Below are 21597 nucleotides of genomic sequence, written 5' to 3'. Positions count from 1 at the left end.
GTGTCATGGTTTATCGGCTTGTATGATCGCTTTGATAAAAGCAGGGCGTTCCACCGGCTCTTCTGAGAAATGATAGGTACTGCAAAAACGCTCTTTGGCCTGCCGCAGCTTTTCTGGATCATTGGCGTGAATGGCAGCGAGGGATTCCCCTTTCTGTACGCAGTCCCCTACCTTTTTGTGCAGAACAAGTCCTACGGATAAGTCGATCTCACTGTCCTTCGTCTCCCGTCCGCCTCCCAGGATCAGGGATACGATCCCTACTTCCTCGGTGTCAATGTGGCATATATAGCCGGACTGTTCAGAGGGGATCTCTTCGACCAGGGTCGCCTGGGGCAGAAGCTCTGTATTGAATACCGCCGCTTCCTCACCGCCCTGGGCATGGACGAACTCCGCTAATTTGGCCAGAGCGCTGCCGTCGTCTATGGTTTTCTGTAACATCTCTTCCGCCTCTTCCATAGAATGACAACGTCCGATGCTGACCAGCAGGCCGGCGCCCAGTTTCTCGCACAGCTTCTTCAGGTCTTCGGACCCACGGCCCTTTAAGGTCTCGATGGCCTCCTTAACTTCCAGCGCGTTTCCCACAGCGAAGCCCAGCGGCTGATCCATGTCGGATACGATGGCCGTCATCTTCCTTCCCGCCGATGTCCCGATCTCGACCATGGTTTTGGCCAGTGCCAGGGCGTCTTCTTCCGTTTTCATAAAAGCGCCGCTTCCGGTCTTCACATCCAGCACGATGGCATCTGCTCCGGCCGCCAGTTTCTTACTCATAATACTGCTGGCGATCAAAGACAGATTGTCTACCGTAGCCGTTACGTCACGCAGCGCGTATAATTTCTTATCCGCCGGGGCCAGGTCTGCCGTCTGACCCATGATGGCTATTTTGATTCGGTTCACATTTTCAATAAACTGGCTTTCTGTCAGTGAGACAGAAAAACCCGGGAAACTTTCCAGCTTGTCAATGGTTCCCCCGGTATGGCCAAGGCCCCGGCCGGACATTTTAGCAACAGGCAGTCCCAGCGCGGCTAGCATGGGTGTCAGTACCAGTGATGTCTTATCCCCGACGCCGCCGGTGCTGTGTTTATCCACTTTTATTCCTTCGATGGCGGAGAGATCCAGCATATCACCGCTGCGGGCCATGGCCATGGTCAGATTCACGGTCTCTTCTTTACTCATTCCCTGGAAATAGACCGCCATCATCATGGCCGACATCTGATAGTCCGGGATTTTACCGTTTGTATAATCATGGATCATAAATTCGATCTCCTCTTTTGTAAGGACACCGCCGTTTCTCTTCTTCAAAATCAAATCATACATTCTCATAGACCATTCCTCCATTTTTTTCGGACCGATCAAAATTTTTCTTGTCTGCTGCAACTATAGCATGGATGCCCGCAGTTCCTCCCCGCTCTTCGCGCTCAGATACGCCGGCGGAATATCAAACACTGTTTTGCAGCCCGTCTCGCCCTGTAAGGCAAGCCGGTATGCCGCCCTTGCATATGCCACGATTACGCTGGACGTGAATTCCGGATTTGAGTCCAGCTTCAGACTGTATTCGATCAGATGACTGTGCTCTTCTTCCCATCCCGTCTTCCCGCTGCGCAGCACGAACCCGCCATGGGGAATCCCGCTGTGATTCGCGCGAAGCTCTTCCTCACTGATAAAATGAACTGTCGTATCGTAATCTGCGAAATAATTGGGCATTGTTTTAATTTCATTTTCCACAAATGCGGCGTCCGCACCCGGCTCTAATACCACAAAGCATTCCCTGGTATGTTTTTCACGGGTGGTAAGCTGCGGATTCTCCCCTTTTCTCACAGATTCCAGCGCTGCTTCCACTGGTATCGTATACTGCTTGGCGTCCTTCACTCCCGGAATCCTCCGGATCGCGTCGGAATGTCCCTGGCTGACCCCTTTCCCCCAAAAAGTATAATCCTTTCCCTGCGGCAGAATCGCATTCGCATACATCCTGTTCAAAGAGAACATCCCTGGGTCCCAGCCCACGGATATGATTCCCACCTTCTTACCGGCCTTCGCCGCCGCGTCCACGCTGGCAAAATGCTCCGGAATCCGCGCATGGGTATCAAAACTGTCCACTACGTGAAATGCTTTGGCATATTCCGGGGTCTGCACCGGCAGATCCGTAGCGCTTCCTCCGCACAGGATCATAACATCTATCCGGTCTTTCCACTCCATCGCCTCCGTCACACTGCACACAGCGGCATTCCCGGTCAAAACCGACACTCTGTCCGGTTCTCTTCTGGTAAATACTGCCACCAGCTCCATATCCGGATTCTGCTTAATGGCGCATTCTACGCCGCGTCCCAGATTACCATAACCTAATATTCCTATTCTAATACTCATTTTTGTTCAACCTTTCTCCTGTGTATTTAAAATTATTTCTTATTTAGGCTTTTTTGAGTGCTGCTATTTTTTATTATAAGTTCCCGGCAAAAATTTCGCAAGATTTTCCTTCCATTTTGGACGGAGGTACGACCACTAGGAGAGGGGATTGGAATAATTCCACATTCTGGGGAACTGGCTATTTTCCCTAGGATCGACCGGCATCAGGGGACAGGCCCCTTTCTCTACGCAGTTACTGGGATTTTCAGCTTTGCTGCCGAAAGGTGCCAGTCCCCTCTCTTTTTAGACGGGATGGAAGTTACCTTGTAATACTAATGTTATCTTACTACACGGTTATCTCTATTTGGTTGCCTTCTATACCGATGATACAGCTTTCATAGTAACCGTCACCCGTTGTTCTAGGCCCGCTTATGACCTCATAGCCATCAGTTTTCAACTGTTCTGTCAGTTCGTCCACTTTTTCTTTAGTTCCCACAGAAAAAGCAATGTGAATATACCCCGTTCGCTGTGTTCCCTTGATCTCATCGGACATACCCGGCTTATTCATAATTTCAATTCTTGCTCCGTCCCCGAAGGAAAGAAAATAGGATCGAAAATCAGTAGTCGTATTATGATAACCTGTATTTGACACAGCGTTCAAATACTTTATAAAGAATTCTTTTGCAGCTTCCAGATTGTTTACGTACATAGCTATATGCTCTATTTTCATTTTTCCTCCATACGTGCGCTTCCCTGCACAGATAAGTATCGGTGAACATTTTTTTGTTCAGCCTCCGCTCTCCTGTCCCTGGTAAATTCTGGCGAACTCCCTGATCTGGCGCTCCAGCGCCTGCAAAGCTTCCGCCTCTCTTTGCGGTTCCTGGTCATATTTGTTCAGCAGGAAAAAAATCGGGGCATAAAAATTGACTGCCATAGCCTCCGGATCATTTCCAGTGAAAATCCCCCGTTGAATCATTTCGCCAAACAAAGCGGTCTGGTAAGTGATGGCCGCATTCATGAATATACTGCGGTACACTTCATAAATATCCCGGTCCCGGTACTGCTCGATGGCCAGCATCCGGCGAAAGCGGGACGCGAACTCATCCCTGAGATAAAACAGAAAAATCTGTTTGCTCAAATCCAGCAGTTTATCGATCCCGAAAGTGCCGTAGAGGGCGGCCGCCTCCGACAGATTCCCTTCATCGGGCAGTCCGAACGCGCGGGACATCTCCTCCATCCGCGCGGACATCTCCTGTACAATGGTATCGAAGATCTCTTTCTTGCTGCTGAAATGTTTGTACAGAGAACTGTCCTTGATCCCCACTTTATCTGCAATATGTTTCACACTGGTACCCTGATATCCCTGTATGGAAAATAAGGTCAGCGCTTCTTCCACAATCCGGTCCCTCGTCGTCATTGCCCGATCCCCTCCAAACATTTTTTTACCGACTGCTCCTGCTCAAACAGGACACAGCCGCCTGTATGTGTTTTCCTTAGAATACCCTCATCTTTTAATTTCAGGAAAAGCGGGGAACGAAGAGCCTCCCGCAAACCGGTACGCATCAGGCTGGTGTCCGAATAGGGGGAAAATGGACAAGGTTCCGCCTGACCGGCCGCATTAATATGGAAAAAACCTCTGCCCGCCGCCAGACAGCCCCCCGATTCCTTTTCGTCTCCCGGGAATGACAGGAGCAGCATCTGCTCCTCGTCTCTTCTTAACTGTTCCAATGTCCGGGCCAAAGCTTCTCGTTCCTTCCCGTTCAGGCTTAAGTGCCAAGACTTCCCGTCCGCAGGTACATATTCTACAAAAATAATTCCTTTACACCCGTTGACTTTCATGTTCCGTATGAATTCCGCAGAGGTCACCTCCCTTAGATTTTCCGACGTGACCGTAACAGACACACCAAACAGCCGCCTCTCCTGTTTTAACAGTTTCATCGCTTTATGCAGCTGATCATATACCCCATCTCCTCTTCGCCGGTCTGTCACTTCCCGGCCGCCTTCGATACTGATGATCGGGATCAGGTTCCGGCTGCGCAAAAAAATCTCCGCTTTGCCGCCGGCCAGCATTGTCCCGTTGGTAAATACCGGGAACAGGATCTTCGTGTGGCGGCCGGCTGCTTCCAACACATCCATTCTGGCCATCGGCTCGCCTCCGGCCAACAGCACAAAGCTGACTCCCAGTTCTTCCGCCTGGGTGAAGATGTCTTCCCATTGACTTCCCGTCAGTTCATCTGAAGCAACTGCCGCCGCATCCGTCATGTCCGTACACGCCTTATTCGCCCTCGCGTAACACCCTTTACAGCTCAGATTACACTGCCGGGTGATACTGGCGATCAGAAACGGGGGAATGTGTTCTCCTCTTAGTTCCGCTGCAGCTCTTAATTCCCCCGCCTTTTTCTCAGCGGCGGCATATCGCAGCAGAAAACTTCTCTCACCGGCATTTCCAGCTGCAGCCAGAAGAATCCCTCTCACTATATTCTGTATGCCCCTGCTCAAATACTTTTCTAACTGAAATTCCTTCATGTGATCCACTCTCTTTCCTCCTGCCGTAAGACAGCGTCTGCCTGTATCAGACTTCAACCCTCTCCCTGTTGGCTTGTTCGTACTAGTCTCAAATCATGAGTATAGTACAAGCTGGCATCCACTGGTCTTAGTTGTAATTCCAGCATAGCTAGTATTCACTAGCCTAAGTTGTAATTCCAGTATAAGCTAGTATTCACTAGCCTGTCAAGAAAAATATTTAAACACGCGTCCGTCCAAAGCTCGCATCCAAAATACGCGCCTAAAAAATTTTTTTCCAACTCCCTATGCCTTTACAGCCCACCTCATTTTTGTAGAGCGTGCCCGGCTGTTCATGGCGCACTCTTCTGCCGACGGCCGGATGACCTCCCTGGAAAAATCCTGATACACGCCTGCCCTGCACAGCCGTTGAAAGGACTTCTTCACCAGCCGGTCTTCCCCGGAATGGAAGGTCAGTATCGCTACGCGCCCTTCGCTTTTCAGCGCCTCCGGCAGCTTTTCCAGAAATTCTTCCAAAACTTCGAACTCACTGTTCACATCGATTCGAAGCGCCTGGAACGTGCGCTGGCAGGATTTTTTTATACTCTCTTTTTTTTCGTTCTCCGGAAGGAAGTCGAGCGCTGTCCCGATAATCTCTCTGAGCTGTGTCGTGGTAGCGATTACCTTTCCCTTTCTGACTTCAGAATATATGGCCCGGGAAATCTGCACCGCATAAGGTTCATCCGCATTCTCCTGCAGCATTCCCTCCAGCTCCTCCCGTGAGATACCCTGAAGACGCTCTGACGCCGGTTTCCCCTTCTCAGGATTCAGGCGCAGATCCAGCGGCCCTTCCTGTTTGTACGAGAATCCCCGCTCCGGATTATCGATCTGCATGGAGGACACTCCCAGATCAGCCAGCACAAAATCAAAAGGACCTGTCTCTTTTGCCAGCCGGTCTATCTCTGCGAAATTCATCTGCCGGATCGAAAGGATCTCCGGTCCATATCCCGATTTTTCCAGCCGGTCTCTGGTTTTCACGATCTCAATCGGGTCCACATCCAGAGCATAGAGGTGCCCCTCACCCTTCAGGCATTCCAGCATTTTCCGCGTATGGCCGCCGTAGCCCAGGGTAGCGTCCAGTCCTGACTGGCCTGGCCGGATCTGCAGAAATTCCAAGATTTCCCTGACACAGATCGGGATGTGCATACCAGCAGGCGTACTCCCCTTGCGTATGACCTTCTCCACAGTATCCGCATATTTGAGCGGCTCCAGCTCCTTATATTTTTCCTCAAACCTTTTAGGATGCGTCCCCTTATAGCGGACCCGCCTCTGATGCTTCTGCTCCCGCTCAGCCGAATAGACCAGATGCGGCATATCACAGTGATAATAATGCTTCACAAAGCTTCCCTTTCGCGTCATGCCATTTCTCTGTGCCACATGGATCGAGGCCAGATTCGTATCCCGAATAATAGAAAACACCTCTTCCATATCCAGTGTCTGAAATGCATATTCCCTGCATGCGGCCGCGGCTTCGATCGCGTACCCCTTATGCCAGCAGGATTTTTGGAACAGATAGCCGATCTCGGGTACCTCCCTTTCGTTCCATTCCTGCATCGTAATTCCGCACTGGCCGATCATTTCCCCGTTCTCTTTCAGAATAACCGCCCACAGGCCAAATCCATCCTCTTCGTACCGTCTAAGCTGCCTGTCCAGCCATTCCTGTACTTCCTGGTCGGAAAATGCATGTTCATAAGCATACATCACATCCGGATCTTGTAATATTCTGCACAGGGAAGAGAAATCGCCCTGTGTCATCCTCCGCATATATAATCTCTCCGTCTCTATAATTATATTTTTCTCCGATCCTTCCACTCTATCTTTCTGATCCATTCTATATCTCCTCTTTTCCGCGCTCTTCACTTTTTCATTCTCTCACTGTCAATAACAGCTGCCGCGGCTATCACCGGGCAGCTGTTGACTTGTAACAAAATTCTTCTGTCACTTTTATAAGTGATACTTGCACAAATAGCGGCCTTTTCTGTCTATTCTGGCACAAAGTTCGACTTCATCATCGCTGTTCCCTCCGAAACGATACTCATCTTCCCAGTATCGCCCGTCCGGCTGGAACAGCCAGTTGATCTCGGCCTCACCGTTTTCAAATTTGTATATAATAAAAGTATACAGGACATAGGGGAAGATTCCCCCGCATTCCGCAACTTCACATACTTTCTCCTCATTTTCCACGCCGGGGAAATTACAGATCCCCCCCTTTTCATCTACGATCTGGTAACTCTCCCGGGTCGCCGAATCATACAGAACCACATTGACCACTTTCGTCCCGCCCATCCCATTGCTGACGGTTTCACTAGTCATAGACATCCCTTCACCCAAATCTCTTTGTTGTGAGCGGTTAAGGCTGCTCTGCCGGCTGGTAAAGCCTGCTGCCTGGTGATTCCCATTGCCGGTGTTTTCCGCCTCCCTCTGATGTTTGTTTCGAAAACCAATCCTTCTCTTTTTCAGGAACATTATCATCCCTCCTACTATAGTATCCGCGTTGACCAGTTTCTTACCATAATCTCTATGCAATTTCTTACTACAGCATCTGTTACAATATGCTACCCTAAGTCCTTCTCAGCATATTTTACCCATGTGTAAAAGATAAGAATGATACCTAAAATAAGACATCCTGCGCTTACCCCTCTCACAAACCCTGAAAAAAATTGTTCATAAGCTTTTCCGTCAAACTGCCATAAAAGGGAATACACTGCCGTGATAAATGAAATCAGTATAGCGCACAGCGCTCCGGTCAATGACCGGTTTCTTTTTAACTTTTGTATTTCACGAAACAAGGTACTTACGATTTTCGTACTCTCCGCCTCCGCCAACTCCTGTTCAATGTATTCGCCCTTCAATAATTCATAGATCGACACTTCCAACACCTTACTGATCTCTTCCAGTAGGGAACTGTCCGGCAGGCACTTTCCGCACTCCCATTTCGAGACCGCTTTATCCGTCACGTGCAGGTACTCTCCAAGTTCCGCCTGCGTCATTTTTTTTCGTTTTCTGGCCTCTGCTATAAATTTTCCGGTTATTTTCGCGTCCATAGAACTCCTCCTTTTTCAGCATATTAACTCCAGAGCCGTTCTATGAACACCTCCCACAGGTAGAATCGGTAGAGCTGAGGTAGAATACAGCGCGAGATGCCCCATCTGCCAAAGAGTTAATGTGTAAATCCGTATACTTTCGGCTTTGTTTTCTTTCCATGCACCAATACAGTGGCATGGTCCAATTCCTGTATGCCTTCCAGCAGATCATCCATAAGCAGTCCGGCCATATCATAGTTTAAGTCGGCCCGGCAGACGATACGCTGTATCACAATATTTTCTAAATGTGCAGGCAGGGGATAAGTCGGAATCTGCCAGCCTCTCATAAGCAGTCTGTCTGATAAGTCATACAAGGTCCATTCCTGTTTTTCATTTTCTTTCAGAGCATAACATACTACCGGAAGGTCGCTTCCGTCATTGTATATACAGAACCGTCCTGTCTTTTCCAGCATGTCCGCCAGGTAATGTGCCACGTCCTGGGTTTTCTGCTGGATGCGGCGGTAGCCCTCTCTCCCCAGCCGGATAAAATTATAGTACTGGCCGATAATCTGGCTGGCAGATCTGGAAAAATTAATGGCAATGGTCGGCATTTTACCACCCAGATAATCTACCTCAAAGATTAATTCCTGCGGCAGATATTCCCTGTGTTTCCAGAGTACCCAGCCGATTCCGGGGTATACCAGGCCATACTTGTGACCGGAACAATTGATGGATATCACATTGTCCAGACGGAAATCCCAGCGGAGTTCCGGTCTGACAAATGGGACAAACAGCCCGCCGGAAGCGGCATCCACATGGATATACACTTTATGCTCCGTGGTTTCATTATATCGGCTGAGAACCTGGTCAATGGCTTCCAGATCATCAAACTTTCCGGTATATGTAATACCCAGAATTCCCACCACCCCGATCGTATATTCATCGACATAGGTGAGTAACGAATCCGGACACATACTCATACAATTCACATCCATAGGCACCTGCCGGAGTTCGATATCCCAATACACGCAGAATTTCTCCCAGCAGACCTGATAGCCGGACGAAATCACAAGATTTGGTTTTTTGGATAAATGAAGCCCTAATTGTTCGGCCCGTTTCCTCCAGCGAAACTTCATGGCCATTCCCGCCAGCATACATGCCTCAGAAGAACCAACGGTAGAGGTACCGATCGTGTCCTGTTCTCCGGGCGCGTTCCACAGATTAGAAATGATTTGAATACAACGCTGCTCGATTTCGGCCGTCTGAGGATACTCTGTCTTATCAATCGCATTTTTTTCCAGAGTTTCTGACATCAGTTTTACTGCTTCTTCCTCCATGAAGGTCTGGCAGAAAGTCGCCAGGTTTAATCTGGCATTCCCCTCATTCATTAACTCATCATTGATCAGCTGGTAAGCAAGCCTGGGTTCCAGTGGCTGCTCTCCGATCTTGTTTTTCGGAATCGGTGAGTCGGCGGCCAGCGTGCCAAATAATGGTGTGTCGTAAGAATCTTTTCGTTTTCCATCCTTATTATCGTACAGCATATCATTACTCCTCCTTTTCATTGGCGGGCGGTTATCATTTGTAATTTTATTATATCTTAACACACTTGGAATCAAATGACACTTTATTTAAAATACGGCTGTTCCCTTTTTCAATAGAATCCGCATGTTATATCACTTATGACTTGCATGTACCATATGTAACAGAACCGTCATTATAGTAAAAAAGGACATACTCTTTTAGCCGGGTATATCCTTCTTTCCTGAACTTTAACAATAATAATGGTACATCATTAACAGCTTATTATTTATGGTAAGGTTCCCCATAGATAATCCGATAACTCCGATAGACCTGCTCCAGCAATATCACCCGCATCAGCTGATGCGGAAATGTCATTCTGGAAAAGCTCAGAAGCTTATCCGCTCTTTTCAAAACTTTCCCCGAGAGCCCTAACGATCCTCCGATAATAAAGGTCAGCTGGCTGATACCATCAATCCCATACTGTTCCATTTGACCCGCCAGCTCTTCTGAGGAAAGCATCTTCCCTTCGATGGCCAGAGCGATCACATAGCTTCCTTCCCGGACTGATTTAAGAATTCTCTCCCCTTCTTTTTCTCTGATCTGATCCTCCATAGCGCGGGAAGCCCCATCCGGTGTCTTTTCATCCGCAACTTCCATGATCTCCAGTTTACAATACCGGCTCAGGCGTTTGCTGTACTCCTTTATCGCCTCCACTAGATATTTCTCTTTGATCTTTCCTACGGCTATCACGGTAATTTTCATATTTGCTCACATTCCTTTCGCTCCGCTTAGGCACGAACCGGTCATGTAAATTTTACTCTCAGCCAAATCCTATCTATGTATCCGGGCAGACAGCCCGGTGAGTCGTTTACATGTTTTCCTGATTCTTCTATAGATATAATGTCTTTCGACATTATATCATATCAGCATCCGTAATAAAACGCCTCGTACAGGATATTTATTCGGTTACAATTCACGGCCATCTGAGAGGGGACTGGCACCTTTCGGCAGCAGCGTCAAATATTCCAGCAACTGCGTGGAGAAAGGGGCCTGTCCCCGGATGTTGCCTGGAATAATCCCACATATGAAGAAGCAGGCGTTTATTCATCGAATAGACCGGCATTCGGGGACAGGCCCCTTTCTCTACGCAGTTGCTGGAACATTTGACGCTACTGCCGAAAGGTGCCAGTCCCCTCTCTTATTTGATAACAGTCAGGACCATATAGATAAGACCCGTACTGACCAGCTCAATGGGCAGTCCCCTCATCCTCTTACCGGTCCACGAATAGCTCAGCCGGTTTCTGACGGATAATACCAGCGTCCCGACAAGCAGGATTCCCAGTATCCAGTTTACAAGCTGCCATTCGGAAAATAATTGGATCGGCACCGCCAACGCGGCTGCCGGTAGTATGGCCAGCAGGCTGCCTCTTTCCTCGGATGTCTCATCGGTAACCGCATTGGCAATTCCCAGGACAGCACCGGCTGTCAGGAATCCGATAATCGGTGACTGAAAAGTCTTTGTCAGGTAACCACCCTCCACAAATGCCCGTCCAAAAATCTCTCCATAAGCCAGAAGCTCTCGAAGAAGCCCTGCTGCCATCCAAATCCCATAGACTATGGCCATCGGGTAGAGTACCGCATCGATATGGGTATGCATCTCTCCCCAAAGGAAACTGCAAGCCATCAAAAGCCCCAGAATCAGCCAGACCAGCATCCTGTCCCGTCCAAATGCCAGCCCGCTGACATAGCTGTAGGCGATCCTGCCTGCCGCGTAAGAAAGTGCTGTTTCCCCGATCAGCAGGGAGGGAATTCCGGACCATTCCGGTACACCTGCCATATCCATGAGCTCATGGAGCAAATAAGCGGCCGCGGTCAATACGATGGTCAGAATTCCCGCCACCAATGCCTCCTTCAGGGTTCCGGAGCAGAAAATAATCACAAAAGCAGCCGGAATCATCGGATATCTCTCACTCATAATATATCCCTCCTAATATAAGGATCCCTGTCTTCTAAGATAAGGTACCCAGATAATTTTTGATAAAAGAATAACCTTTATCGATTCCTTCTATCACTGCCCGTGATGAGATGGTAGCTCCAGATACTCCATCCACCGTGGTTCCGGCGCTGTTATCCGCAGTGCCTGCAGTATTCGCTGCGCCGGCGGCATCCGCCGTCTGCGTATCTTCGGTCTGCATTCCGGCTGCCTGCACGAGACACTGTTTCACCAGGGTGACAAAATCTGTGATGGAGATACTGACTCCTGCGACTGCGTCGGTCTTACCCTGATCATCCGGACTCAGAAAATCAGTGGACTGATTTTCAATCACAGCCGCAGCCAGAGCCTCCGCCTGCTCTCTCCATGTAGGGCCGTTCTCTGTCATCACATATTCTCCATTATCGCTCAGCACCCGTTTTGATTTTCCCTCAGCATCCAACGCATCCCATATGATTTCCGTCATCTTCCCGTCTGTAATGGTTAATTTCATCGTATTCCGATAACCGTTATAATCCGGCTGGTCCGCTTCCACTGTATAGGTTCCGTCTTCAAATACCGTGCCTTTTGCCGGCAGTTCCGGCTCAGCGGCAGCATTTTTAAGCGTGACAGGGAGGGGGACGTTCTTAAATTGCTCCAAAAAGGCAGGCTCCTTGATCAAAGCCCCCAGCCCTTCCGTCTCGCTGTGCTCCAGAACCTCCATCCGGGTTATGGTATCCCCATTCTTATCAAACACCAGCTCCAGCAGAAGATCTCCACCGTATCCCTTTGTTTTCGTCACCACTTTATATCCTCCCACGTTCCCCTGTTCATCCAGGATGCGGTAAGCGGATTGAATAGCCGGATCGACATTTCCAAAGCTGTTGATATCGATCTCCTTTTGCTCTCCCGCCACCGACTGCCCCGTCTCTCCGCTGGTCTCCCTTCCAAAATAATTGGCACCCAGGATTACTCCAAAGGCTAGGACCGTGACAATTACCAGTGTAATAATTCCTTTCCATCCATTCTCTTTCATCTTTACCTCCATCCGTGCGTTTTTTGCACATAACATATAAGTATACCATTTCCGGCATTCTGTCCTACTTGTACCATTGCTGCTGATTCTATTTGTATTGGTTACAGCCGATACCATATTTACATGGCTGTTTTTTCATCTTTGTCGTACTTTGTACCGTATACATGCTTCTGTTCAAATCTGGACAACAGCCCCACCATGCAGTTGGCAGCCAGTATACCAAAGCAGACGCCCTCGGGATAGCTGCTGTACAGACGCACAAGCGCGGTTATGATCCCTGCCGTAACACTGTAGATCAGCCTGCCTCTGGCTGATATGAAAGAATAGTCAGTCAGCATATAACAGGCTCCCAGGATCAGGCTTCCTCCCAGAAGATTGGTCACCGGATCACCGCCAAACAGACGGCCTCCGCCTAATACAAACGTTACAACCAGTACCGTGAGGATATAGGCCAGAGACGCCTTTCCATTGATCAGACCGCGGTAGCACAGATACCCCGCCCCCACCAGCAATAGCAGTTTGCTGGTCTCTCCCAATGCTCCGGGAACAGACCCAAGGAACATATCCAGCCAGGAATATTCCCCCTGCTCACCCGCTTTCATGGCAGCCAGCACTGTTGCGGAAGATACCGCGTCATTTCCTGCTGCCGGCACATACTGAATAATTTTTCCAGGCCATACCACCATCAAAAGCAGACGTCCGGCCAGCGCCGGATTCATAAAATTACTTCCTATCCCGCCGAATAATTGTTTCACAACAATAATCGCAAATATTCCAGAAATAATAATGAGAATCACCGGTGTCGTAACCGGTACCTGGAACGCGATCAATATTCCTGTTACCACGGCGCTGAAATCAAATGCCGTGATCTGCTTTCCGGTCAGCCATTCCCATATCAATTCCGAAAGCACGCAGGTGATCACTGACGTCACGACCAGCAGCAGGCTTCGTATTCCGAAAAAGTATATCGATCCCGCAAATGCCGGCATCAATGCCAGCGCTACATCCCCCATAATCCTTCTGGTGGATTGCGGTCCCCGTAAAAAAGGCCCTTTTCTTCCATGTTCTTCTGTCATTGGATCACTCCTTTCTTGCGGAACGTCTGTTTCACCGCATTCCTGGCCGCGATATTCCGAAACGCAAGTTCAATCCTGGCCGGACAGACATACGAACAGGCACCGCAGCCGATACATTCCGTAGCATAGAGTTTACGGCAGACATCCAGTTTCCCGTTCCGGTATGCAAAATCGATTTTAAAAGGATTCAGTCCCGCCGGACAAACCCGGCCGCAGGCGCCGCAGCGGATGCAGGGGGTCTCTGTGGTAGCCTGCTCCGGCAGGATCAAGATACCCGACGTGGCCTTTGACACGGCGCCTTCTGCACGTTCCGCCCGCACATTCGTACCGATGCAGTATCCGGTCATCGGCCCTCCCACGATCATCTGGTTCTGGCCGGCGGACACATCCCCGGCCTTGCGGAGCAGTTCCTGGAACCTGGTCCCCACCGGCACCAGAAAATTTCCGGGCCGTTCCACGCAGCCGCTGACCGTCACATACCGTCTGATCAGCGGCTGGCCCGCGAACACCATATCCGCCACGGCATTCGCAGTGGCCACATTCGATACGATAACTCCCACATCCGCAGGCAGCCCTCCTGCCGGCACTTCCACATCAAGTACCGACTGGATCAGCTGTCGTTCTCCGCCCTGGGGATACATGGTGGGCAGCTCCTGCAGCCGGATCGGTACTTCCTTTTTCTTCAGGATCGTCCGGAAATTCTCGATCACATCCTTTTTATTATCCTCAATACATAGAACCGCCCCGGCTGCTCCCGCCGCTTTGATCAGCAACTGGATACCGTTCAGTATGCCCATCGGCTGTTCCCGCATCAGTATATGATCACAGGTAAGATACGGCTCGCATTCGGCTGCGTTAACCAGTATAGTCTGTATACTTTTATCGGTCTGATATTTTCGAAATGCCGGGAAGCCCGCGCCTCCCATACCGATGATTCCGCCTTTTTCCATCGAATGCAGGATATCCTCCCTGGTCATCCCTTCATTCTCCATCCACTCCGACTGATAGCTGCGGACCTCCGGCGCTGTCCAAGCCTCTTTTGCCCGTATGACACAGATATCCCCCTGGCTTCCTATCTTTTTGATCTTAATTACATGGCCGGTCACACTTGCATGAACCGCCGCCGCGGCAAATGTCTCCGGAATTCCGATCAGCTGGCCGCGGTGGACGAAATCTCCTTCTTTCACCAGCAGCCGGCAGACATTACCCGGAGTCTGTTCCATGGAAATCTCAACTATCTCGGGACTTACTTCCGTAACCGCGGCCTGAACGGTCAATTCTTTATCAGAGCCATCTGCCGGATGGATCCCGCCCAGGAATCCGGATGAATTTTTTTTCATGTCTGCTCCCTCTTTCCTTTTTCCCAATCTTTCTCTTCTACACAGGATACGGTACATCCTGCAAATTTCCTATGCCTTGACAGTTTCCTCATTCTTATTTAATATAGAAAGGAATGTGCGGGAACCGCACGATTGGAGGAAAATATGGCACGTCATTTTCATAGATATATAGTATTTTGGCTCATATTGGCAATTTTTATCCCTTCCTTATCCGGATGTGATATAAAAAATGCAGGCCAGCCTCTCAGCGCTTCTGCAATCAAATTAAATACCTTTGTCACCGTCAAGATTTATGACAATAAAAAACAATCTATACTGGATCACTGCATGGAAATGATCGATCAGTATGAACTGTTATTTTCCCGGACGAATCCCGCGAGCGAACTATATCAGTTAAACGAACAGCAAACCGGTTCCGATGGGCTCTCTGCTCCCCTCCAGGATGTGATTCAAATCGGACTGGACTACAGCGCCGCTTCCTCCGGCGCCTTTGACATCGCCATCGAGCCGGTCTCCTCCCTGTGGGATTTCACCGCCGAACACCCTGTTCCGCCCGATCCGGCTGCCATACAGGCCGCGCTGCCTTATGTAAATGCCTCCGGCGTCCACCTGCAGGACGGCCGCATCACCTTTGACGATCCACATATGGGTATCGATCTGGGAGGTATCGCCAAGGGTTATATCGCTGACCGTCTCAAAGACTATCTGTTATCCGAAGGTGTGAACAGTGCCATGATAAATCTGGGAGGCAATGTCTTATGTGTGGGTACGAAGCCTGATGGTTCCCCCTTTGAGATCGGTATACAAAAACCGTTTTCTGAACGCAACGAAGTCATTGCCACGATTCCCGTCACCGATCAGTCTGTAGTCTCCTCGGGGGTCTACGAACGTTACTTTGATTATGAGGGTGTCCGCTACCACCACCTGCTGGACCCCGCCACCGGTTATCCGGTTAAAAACAATCTGCTGGAAGTCACTATCCTTTCCGACCTGTCCGTAGCCGGGGACGCCCTGAGTACCACCTGCTTCGTACTGGGACTGGAAAAAGGCATGGAACTCATCGAATCCCTTCCAGGCGTGGAAGCCATGTTCATCACCGACGATAATCAGCTTCATTACTCCAGCGGGTTTCCGAAGATATGAGCCCAAATCCGAAACGTTTATCATGACATGAGTTTCACTAGAAAAAAGCCCTGCCCGGAAACATTCCGGACAGAGCTTTTTTCGTGCAGATATATCGTTAGCTTCTTACTTTTAAGATCTCTGATTCGTAGGCTTTTACTTCTTCCAGCCAATCCAGGCTTACACCGGCGTTCTGCTGCGCACAGTAGTAATCCCATACAAGGGAGAAGGGAGCCGCTTTGAATTCTTCTTTGAAGGCCAGTCTGGCGCTGACATCTCCGGTTGCTTCCAGTTCTTTCATCTTATCAACCGGCTGTAACAGAGCGGCTAACATTGCCTTCCTGGTGTTGCGAAGCCCGATGGTCCATGCACAGATTCTGTTGATGGAGGCATCGAAGAAATCTGTGGCAATATAGGTATCCTGCAGTCTGTTCAGGCGTACCAGCTCTTCCATGATGGCTCTGGTTTCGTCGTCAAAGCTGACTACGTGATCGGAATCCCACCGTACCGGACGGGATACGTGCAACAAGATATGATCCACAAACGCATACAGTGCGCCCAGTTTTGCGGAAACCACTTCGGTCGGATGGAAATGACCGGTATCCAGAGTCATGATGATGTTCTCTTTACGGGCATTTAATGCATATGCCATGCTGAATTCGTGAGATCCTACGGTATAGCTCTCAGCGCCGATACCGAACACTTTGGACTCAATGCCGTCCATAACGCCTACCACATCTTTGGTGGCCTCGAAGATCTGATCATAGCTGTCTTTCATCCGCAGTCTCGGTCCAACCGTATCGACCGGGAATTCCTTATCCCCGTCGGGAGTCCAGTGATTGATCACACAGGTCTTACCGGTTCTCTCATAGAAGTACTGACCGATCCGGCGGCAGTTGATTCCATGCTGAATCCAGAACTTACGGATCTCTTCATCCGCGGAGGATAAGGTCGCTTTCTCACTTAACGGATGAGAGAAGTATGTAGGGTTGAAATCAAGGCCAACGCCTTTTTCTACAGCCCAGTCCGCCCATTTTTTAAAATGCTCGGGAGCAACTTCGTTCCTGTCTACAAAAGTATCGGCTTCCAGGTAGCTGGCATGCAGATTTACTTTTATCTCACCGGGAATGTATTTCATCGCAACTTCCAGATCCGCCCGAAGCTCTTCCCCGTTTCTGGCTTTTCCGGGATAGTTGCCGGTCGTCTGGATTCCTCCGGTCAGAGCGGTGTCTTCCTTTTTCTCCAAACCTGCCACATCATCTCCCTGCCAGCAATGCATGGAGATCGGAGTCTCATTGGCAGCCTTTATTGCCTCGTCCACATCCACACCAAACTGTGCGTAATACGCTTTTGCGGCTTCATAGCCCTGCTTTACATCGTACATTGTTTTTTTCCACCTTCCCTATCTGATTCGTTTTCGTAAATGTTCCTTGATGACATTTATTATACGGGATTTCCGTACAGATAACAAGGACGTTAATTCTCAATATTTACGTCCTTATTTTCCATCCAAATCCTCGCTGTCGCGGCGGTCTGAAAAATTCATCCGGTATTGTCTGGGGCTCATCCCGAATCTCTCCTTAAACATCCGGTGAAAATAGCTGGTATTATCGTAGCCCACCCGGAAAATAATATCCGTGATCGGAAGCGTGGTCTTCATCAGCAGATGCACGGTTTGATTCAACCGTTTTTCATGAAGCAGTTCCTGGAACGTCCTGCCCGTGCTGCTCTTTACCAGTTTGCTCATATTGGAAACGGACTGGCCAAAGCTGTCCGCCAGCTCGGTCAGCGTGGCCGTCTGATAATTTTCTTCTATATATTTCAGCGTCTGCATGGCGGTGGCGCTCTGCTGCTGGTCCGGGTTGGACTGCTCGATCTTATCCGTATAGTTAACCAACAGCATAAATAACAGTCCCATAGTCGTCTGGTTTAACTGCCTGTGATTCACCGGCTGATTAAGCAGTGACCAGATCAGGTTCTCCACCAGATTCTGGACCGGCAGCACATCCGCCACCTTATAATGCAGATAACCCGCACTGTTATTATTTTTCCGCAGCGTGTCCACCACAAAATCACTCAGCACGTTTTCCCGCTGGATCATGGGCAGCACCTCATCAAAAAACTGGGGCAGGATAAAAAAATTGATACAGATATCTTCCCTGCCCGCCTCCAGAATCTCATGGGAGGCGAACTGATTCAAAAACAACAATTCCCCCTTCCCCAGCACCAGCCTGGTCTCCCGGTTGATGATATGGGTCGTCTTTCCCGAACACATATACATGATTTCAATATAATTATGTCTATGTTCCGGGAACGGAATAAACCTGGTATGGGTACGGATATCAATCAAGCGCCCCTTATCCATCATCTTGGCACTGTCTACCGTAAATTCACTGGAGCTGGTATACAGTTCCCTCTGCACCTGCTTATCCCCCGTCAGAATCCTTCTCTCCTCTTCCGTAATCGCGGAAAGCCGCTCCATCAGTTCCTGCTTCATCTTCCCCGGAATTCCTCCTTTTTGATGGCATACTTCTCTTACCTTGCTATTTTACCACATCCGCATCGGGATTACAGCTCCTATTCCTCTTAAGTATCGATACCCGAGAACCGATATACCAGCTCCCGTTACCATTCACAGCCGCACCGGAGGGGACTGGCACCTTTCGGCAGCAATGCCGGGCTTTCCGGCAACTGTGTAGAGAAAGGGGCCTGTCCCCAAACCAGGGTGCAGCCCACCAGGCGTCCGTAAATCTGGATAAATCTGGAAGGAAGAGATATGAAGTTTTTGATTGTGAATCCACAGGCTTTTGTATATAATTTTAGTGAGATATAGAAAGATATATTAAGTGTATGACATTGAGAGTGTGACATTAAGAGTTCGACATTGAGAGGATATGAGGAATGGATCGATTGGATTTTCATATCAGGTACCAACCTGTGACTGCGCATCCATATACTATGGATGACAGTTATATACAGGTACCAGCCTCAACGCTGCTGCAGCCTTATGTCAGATGTTTTTGGGGATCGGTACGTAATTTTAATCCCCATGACTCCAGGGCTTATGACGGCGTGCTGCTTATACCGGATACCTGTTCTGACTTGATTATGATTCAGAACCATGACAGCGGGCTCATCCGAATGCTGTTTGTTGGATTGAATGATACCTATACCGTTGATGCATGGGATGTACAGGAGAAGAATATCTCTGTATTCGCCATACGTTTTCATTCCTGGGCGATGAACCTGATCAGCCGGGTTCCGATGAAGGATACTTTAAACCAAGCAGTAGCCCCGGATGACTTTTTCCCTGGCGTCCGGGAATTGGGGGAAAGAATATTTGAAATAAAAGATTTCAGGATTCGGATGCTGGCCGCGGAGGAATATGTAAAGAGTCTTATCCATTCCGGACAAGTCTGCCTGCCTTTCTTTGACGGTATAGATTTTATACTGAAGCATAAAGGAGTGAGCACCCTAAAAGGACTGGCTGAGCATCTATGCTACAGTGAGCGGCAGACACAGCGCATATTTATGAAATCACTGGGAATAACACCCGGATATTATATGGATTTGGTCCGGTATCAGTCAGTCTGGCAGGAAATGCTGACCGCCCGAATAACCGGCAGAAAAATAGACTATATAGATCTAGTTGCCAGATATGGCTATGCAGACCAGTCCCATTTCATTGCTAATTTCAAAAAATATCATTCAATGACGCCCGGTGATGCCTTAAATAACCTCTAAACATGTCGTCTTTTTCCTATATAACCGATACCCTTTCGTGATATTGTAAAATATATCACAAATTAAATGAATGGAGGTTTTCACATGATTTTTAGCTGTCTGTTCGCAGTAGCGGATATCCATAAAGCAAGAGCTTTCTATGAGGATTTATTTCATTTAACTGTATCAGATGATTACGGGCGAATGATATCGTTCGACTGTGGTCTGGTACTGCAGCAGGATTTTGACTGGCTGACCGGCATACCCAAGGCAGAAATGAAGAAAAAAGAAAATAACTGTGAAATCTATTTTGAAACAAAAGACTTTGACACCTTCCTGCAAAAGCTGAAATCCCATCCAGAGATCGACCTGCTCCACCCCTCCCGGGAAATGCCCTGGGGCCAGCGTGTCATCCGCTTCTATGATCCGGACCAGCACCTCATCGAAGTAGGCGAAAGCATGAAATCCGTAGCAGAAAAATACATTACCGCTGGTATGACACTGGATGAAATAGCTATCCGCATGGATGTCAAAGTCCCAGACGTCCAAAAAATGCTAAACGAAGCCGATTAACCGCCTTACCGCATCTTTCACCAAAGCAGGAGCGGCTGTCGCTAAGGCGGACGCCGGGGCGGGTGACTGTCTGAAAACTACGGCGCCGCCCGCAGGGTGTCCGCCCAGTCCGAGCGTGTCCCGGGAGGCTGGCAGGGAGAGCGGGGGCTATGGTCCTCCTCCTCACTTAAGGCGCCCGTGTGAAATCTTAATGAAATCGGGCCGGCAGGTTTGTGGCGAAAGACTGCGTTCCCTGCAGTCTTTCGGTGGCTGCTGAACCGCGAATGCATCGGCATTCGGGGTGAATCAGCCACGTACCGCAAACCTGCCGGCCCGATTTCATTTAGATTTCACCGGGTAACAGCCTTAAGTGAGGAGGAGGACCATAGCCCCCGCTCTCTCTGCCAGCCTCCCGGGACACGCTCGGACTGGGCGGACACCCTGCGGGCGGCGCCGTAGTTTTCAGACAGTCACCCGCCCCCAGCGTCCGCCTTAGCGGCAGTCCGCTCCGGCCCTAAGTAAACTCCCCCATCAAAGTATAATCTTCCTGGGACACTTCTCCTTACAAGCCCCGCAGCCGGTACATTTCGCCGGATCAATGTGAGCCACATTATTCGTTATCGTGATGGCGTCAGCTTCACAGACCTTTTCACACATGCGGCAGCCGATGCAGCCTACTTTGCAGATCTTCATGACATCTTTGCCTTTGTCCATAGAATTACATTGAACCAGCCGCTCCTGCTCATAGGGAACCAGCTCGATCAGGTTCTTCGGACATTCGCTGACGCATTTTCCGCATGCCTTGCAGGCTTCTTTGTCCACCAGGGCGATACCGTCCACGATATGGATGGCGTCAAACTGGCAGGCTTTTACACAGGAACCGTAACCGATACAGCCGTGATTGCAGGACTTGGGCCCGCCGGCCGGTACGAATGCCATCATCTTACAGTCTTCGATTCCATGATAATTGTAATCCTGCTCCGTGCGTTCGCAGGTTCCGGCACATTTGACAAAAGCCACCATCCGGGTCGATTCCCCGACTTCCTGGCCCATAATGGCCGCCACCTGTTCCGCCACCGGGGCTCCGCCCACAGGACAGCCGCTCACTGCGGCTTCGCCCTTGACGATAGCCGCCGCCAGTCCGGAACAGCCCGCATAGCCGCAGCCACCGCAGTTGTTGCCCGGGAGTACGCCCAGGATAGCTTCCTCCCGCTCATCTACTTCTACTTTTAATTTTTCCCCGGCGACGCCTAACATCAGACCGATCAGCAGACCGGTTCCACCGACTACGGCGGTCGCTATCAATATTCCAGTTAACATCTGTCTCCCC

General features: G+C 49.6%; 20 protein-coding genes and 1 pseudogene. 3 read left to right on the top strand and 18 right to left on the bottom strand.

Going from position 1 to position 21597, the window contains the following annotated elements; translation table 11 throughout:
- Nucleotides 1–3 precede the first annotated feature (3 nt).
- The 15 genes and pseudogenes from ABC831_RS16525 to rsxC all read right to left on the bottom strand — a co-directional run bounded on the left by ABC831_RS16525 (nt 4) and on the right by rsxC (nt 14870).
- The gene (locus ABC831_RS16525; RefSeq protein ID WP_343249200.1) at nt 4–1320 is read right to left on the bottom strand and encodes a pyrimidine-nucleoside phosphorylase; all 1317 of its coding nucleotides are present in this window, start codon (nt 1318–1320) and stop codon (nt 4–6) included.
- Between the two features lie 54 nt (nt 1321–1374).
- On the bottom strand, nt 1375–2361 hold the full coding sequence (locus ABC831_RS16520) for a diaminopimelate dehydrogenase (RefSeq protein WP_343249199.1): 987 nt from the start codon (nt 2359–2361) through the stop codon (nt 1375–1377).
- A 325-nt stretch (nt 2362–2686) separates the two neighbouring features.
- The gene (locus tag ABC831_RS16515; RefSeq protein ID WP_343249198.1) at nt 2687–3070 is read right to left on the bottom strand and encodes a VOC family protein; all 384 of its coding nucleotides are present in this window, start codon (nt 3068–3070) and stop codon (nt 2687–2689) included.
- Nucleotides 3071–3127: 57 nt separating this feature from the next.
- Nucleotides 3128–3757 carry a TetR/AcrR family transcriptional regulator gene (locus tag ABC831_RS16510; protein ID WP_343249197.1) on the bottom strand — a complete coding sequence of 210 codons (630 nt, stop codon included), beginning with the start codon at nt 3755–3757 and terminating at the stop codon, nt 3128–3130.
- A complete protein-coding gene (locus tag ABC831_RS16505; protein ID WP_343249263.1) occupies nt 3754–4866 on the bottom strand; it encodes a radical SAM/SPASM domain-containing protein in 1113 nt (370 codons plus the stop codon). Before ABC831_RS16505 ends, ABC831_RS16510 begins: the two co-directional genes overlap by 4 nt.
- 282 nt (nt 4867–5148) lie before the next feature.
- Entirely contained in the window at nt 5149–6216 is a 1068-nt protein-coding gene (rsmH, locus tag ABC831_RS16500) for a 16S rRNA (cytosine(1402)-N(4))-methyltransferase RsmH (protein ID WP_343249262.1), read from the bottom strand.
- Between the two features lie 21 nt (nt 6217–6237).
- Nucleotides 6238–6666: pseudogene (locus ABC831_RS16495) on the bottom strand (GNAT family N-acetyltransferase); the annotation flags it as partial.
- A gap of 180 nt (nt 6667–6846) precedes the next feature.
- Nucleotides 6847–7368 (bottom strand): hypothetical protein, encoded by a 522-nt coding sequence (locus ABC831_RS16490; protein WP_343249196.1) that lies wholly within the window; start codon nt 7366–7368, stop codon nt 6847–6849.
- An 89-nt stretch (nt 7369–7457) separates the two neighbouring features.
- Complete coding sequence (locus tag ABC831_RS16485; protein ID WP_343249195.1) at nt 7458–7946, bottom strand: helix-turn-helix domain-containing protein; 489 nt, start codon at nt 7944–7946, stop codon at nt 7458–7460.
- Nucleotides 7947–8062: 116 nt separating this feature from the next.
- A complete protein-coding gene (gad, locus tag ABC831_RS16480; protein WP_343249194.1) occupies nt 8063–9466 on the bottom strand; it encodes a glutamate decarboxylase in 1404 nt (467 codons plus the stop codon).
- A 262-nt stretch (nt 9467–9728) separates the two neighbouring features.
- Entirely contained in the window at nt 9729–10208 is a 480-nt protein-coding gene (rlmH, locus tag ABC831_RS16475; RefSeq protein ID WP_343249193.1) for a 23S rRNA (pseudouridine(1915)-N(3))-methyltransferase RlmH, read from the bottom strand.
- A gap of 436 nt (nt 10209–10644) precedes the next feature.
- Nucleotides 10645–11421 carry a hypothetical protein gene (locus tag ABC831_RS16470; RefSeq protein ID WP_343249192.1) on the bottom strand — a complete coding sequence of 259 codons (777 nt, stop codon included), beginning with the start codon at nt 11419–11421 and terminating at the stop codon, nt 10645–10647.
- A gap of 34 nt (nt 11422–11455) precedes the next feature.
- A complete protein-coding gene (locus tag ABC831_RS16465) occupies nt 11456–12454 on the bottom strand; it encodes an FMN-binding protein (RefSeq protein WP_343249191.1) in 999 nt (332 codons plus the stop codon).
- A gap of 119 nt (nt 12455–12573) precedes the next feature.
- Nucleotides 12574–13530, bottom strand: a complete 957-nt coding sequence (locus ABC831_RS16460) for an RnfABCDGE type electron transport complex subunit D (protein ID WP_343249190.1) — start codon at nt 13528–13530, stop codon at nt 12574–12576.
- Nucleotides 13527–14870 (bottom strand): electron transport complex subunit RsxC, encoded by a 1344-nt coding sequence (rsxC, locus tag ABC831_RS16455; protein ID WP_343249189.1) that lies wholly within the window; start codon nt 14868–14870, stop codon nt 13527–13529. Before rsxC ends, ABC831_RS16460 begins: the two co-directional genes overlap by 4 nt.
- Nucleotides 14871–15014: 144 nt before the next feature.
- On the opposite strand from rsxC, the gene ABC831_RS16450 reads away from it, so the two are divergent.
- The gene (locus ABC831_RS16450) at nt 15015–16013 is read left to right on the top strand and encodes an FAD:protein FMN transferase (RefSeq protein WP_343249188.1); all 999 of its coding nucleotides are present in this window, start codon (nt 15015–15017) and stop codon (nt 16011–16013) included.
- 97 nt (nt 16014–16110) lie between these two features.
- Here ABC831_RS16450 and ABC831_RS16445 read toward each other — a convergent pair whose 3' ends face one another.
- Nucleotides 16111–17376 (bottom strand): L-rhamnose isomerase, encoded by a 1266-nt coding sequence (locus ABC831_RS16445; RefSeq protein WP_343249187.1) that lies wholly within the window; start codon nt 17374–17376, stop codon nt 16111–16113.
- Between the two features lie 114 nt (nt 17377–17490).
- Nucleotides 17491–18489, bottom strand: a complete 999-nt coding sequence (locus ABC831_RS16440) for an AraC family transcriptional regulator (RefSeq protein ID WP_343249186.1) — start codon at nt 18487–18489, stop codon at nt 17491–17493.
- A gap of 404 nt (nt 18490–18893) precedes the next feature.
- On the opposite strand from ABC831_RS16440, the gene ABC831_RS16435 reads away from it, so the two are divergent.
- Together ABC831_RS16435 and ABC831_RS16430 are read left to right on the top strand one after the other, a co-directional pair.
- The gene (locus ABC831_RS16435) at nt 18894–19736 is read left to right on the top strand and encodes an AraC family transcriptional regulator (RefSeq protein WP_343249185.1); all 843 of its coding nucleotides are present in this window, start codon (nt 18894–18896) and stop codon (nt 19734–19736) included.
- Nucleotides 19737–19820: 84 nt separating this feature from the next.
- Nucleotides 19821–20288 carry a VOC family protein gene (locus ABC831_RS16430; RefSeq protein ID WP_343249184.1) on the top strand — a complete coding sequence of 156 codons (468 nt, stop codon included), beginning with the start codon at nt 19821–19823 and terminating at the stop codon, nt 20286–20288.
- A 510-nt stretch (nt 20289–20798) separates the two neighbouring features.
- On the opposite strand, the gene ABC831_RS16425 is transcribed toward ABC831_RS16430, so the two are convergent.
- Complete coding sequence (locus ABC831_RS16425; protein ID WP_343249183.1) at nt 20799–21587, bottom strand: RnfABCDGE type electron transport complex subunit B; 789 nt, start codon at nt 21585–21587, stop codon at nt 20799–20801.
- Nucleotides 21588–21597 lie beyond the last annotated feature (10 nt).

Origin of the sequence: Diplocloster hominis (genome assembly GCF_032380655.1) — a bacterium.
Taxonomy (GTDB): domain Bacteria; phylum Bacillota; class Clostridia; order Lachnospirales; family Lachnospiraceae; genus Diplocloster; species Diplocloster hominis.
This window is presented reverse-complemented; position numbering and strand designations above follow the sequence as displayed.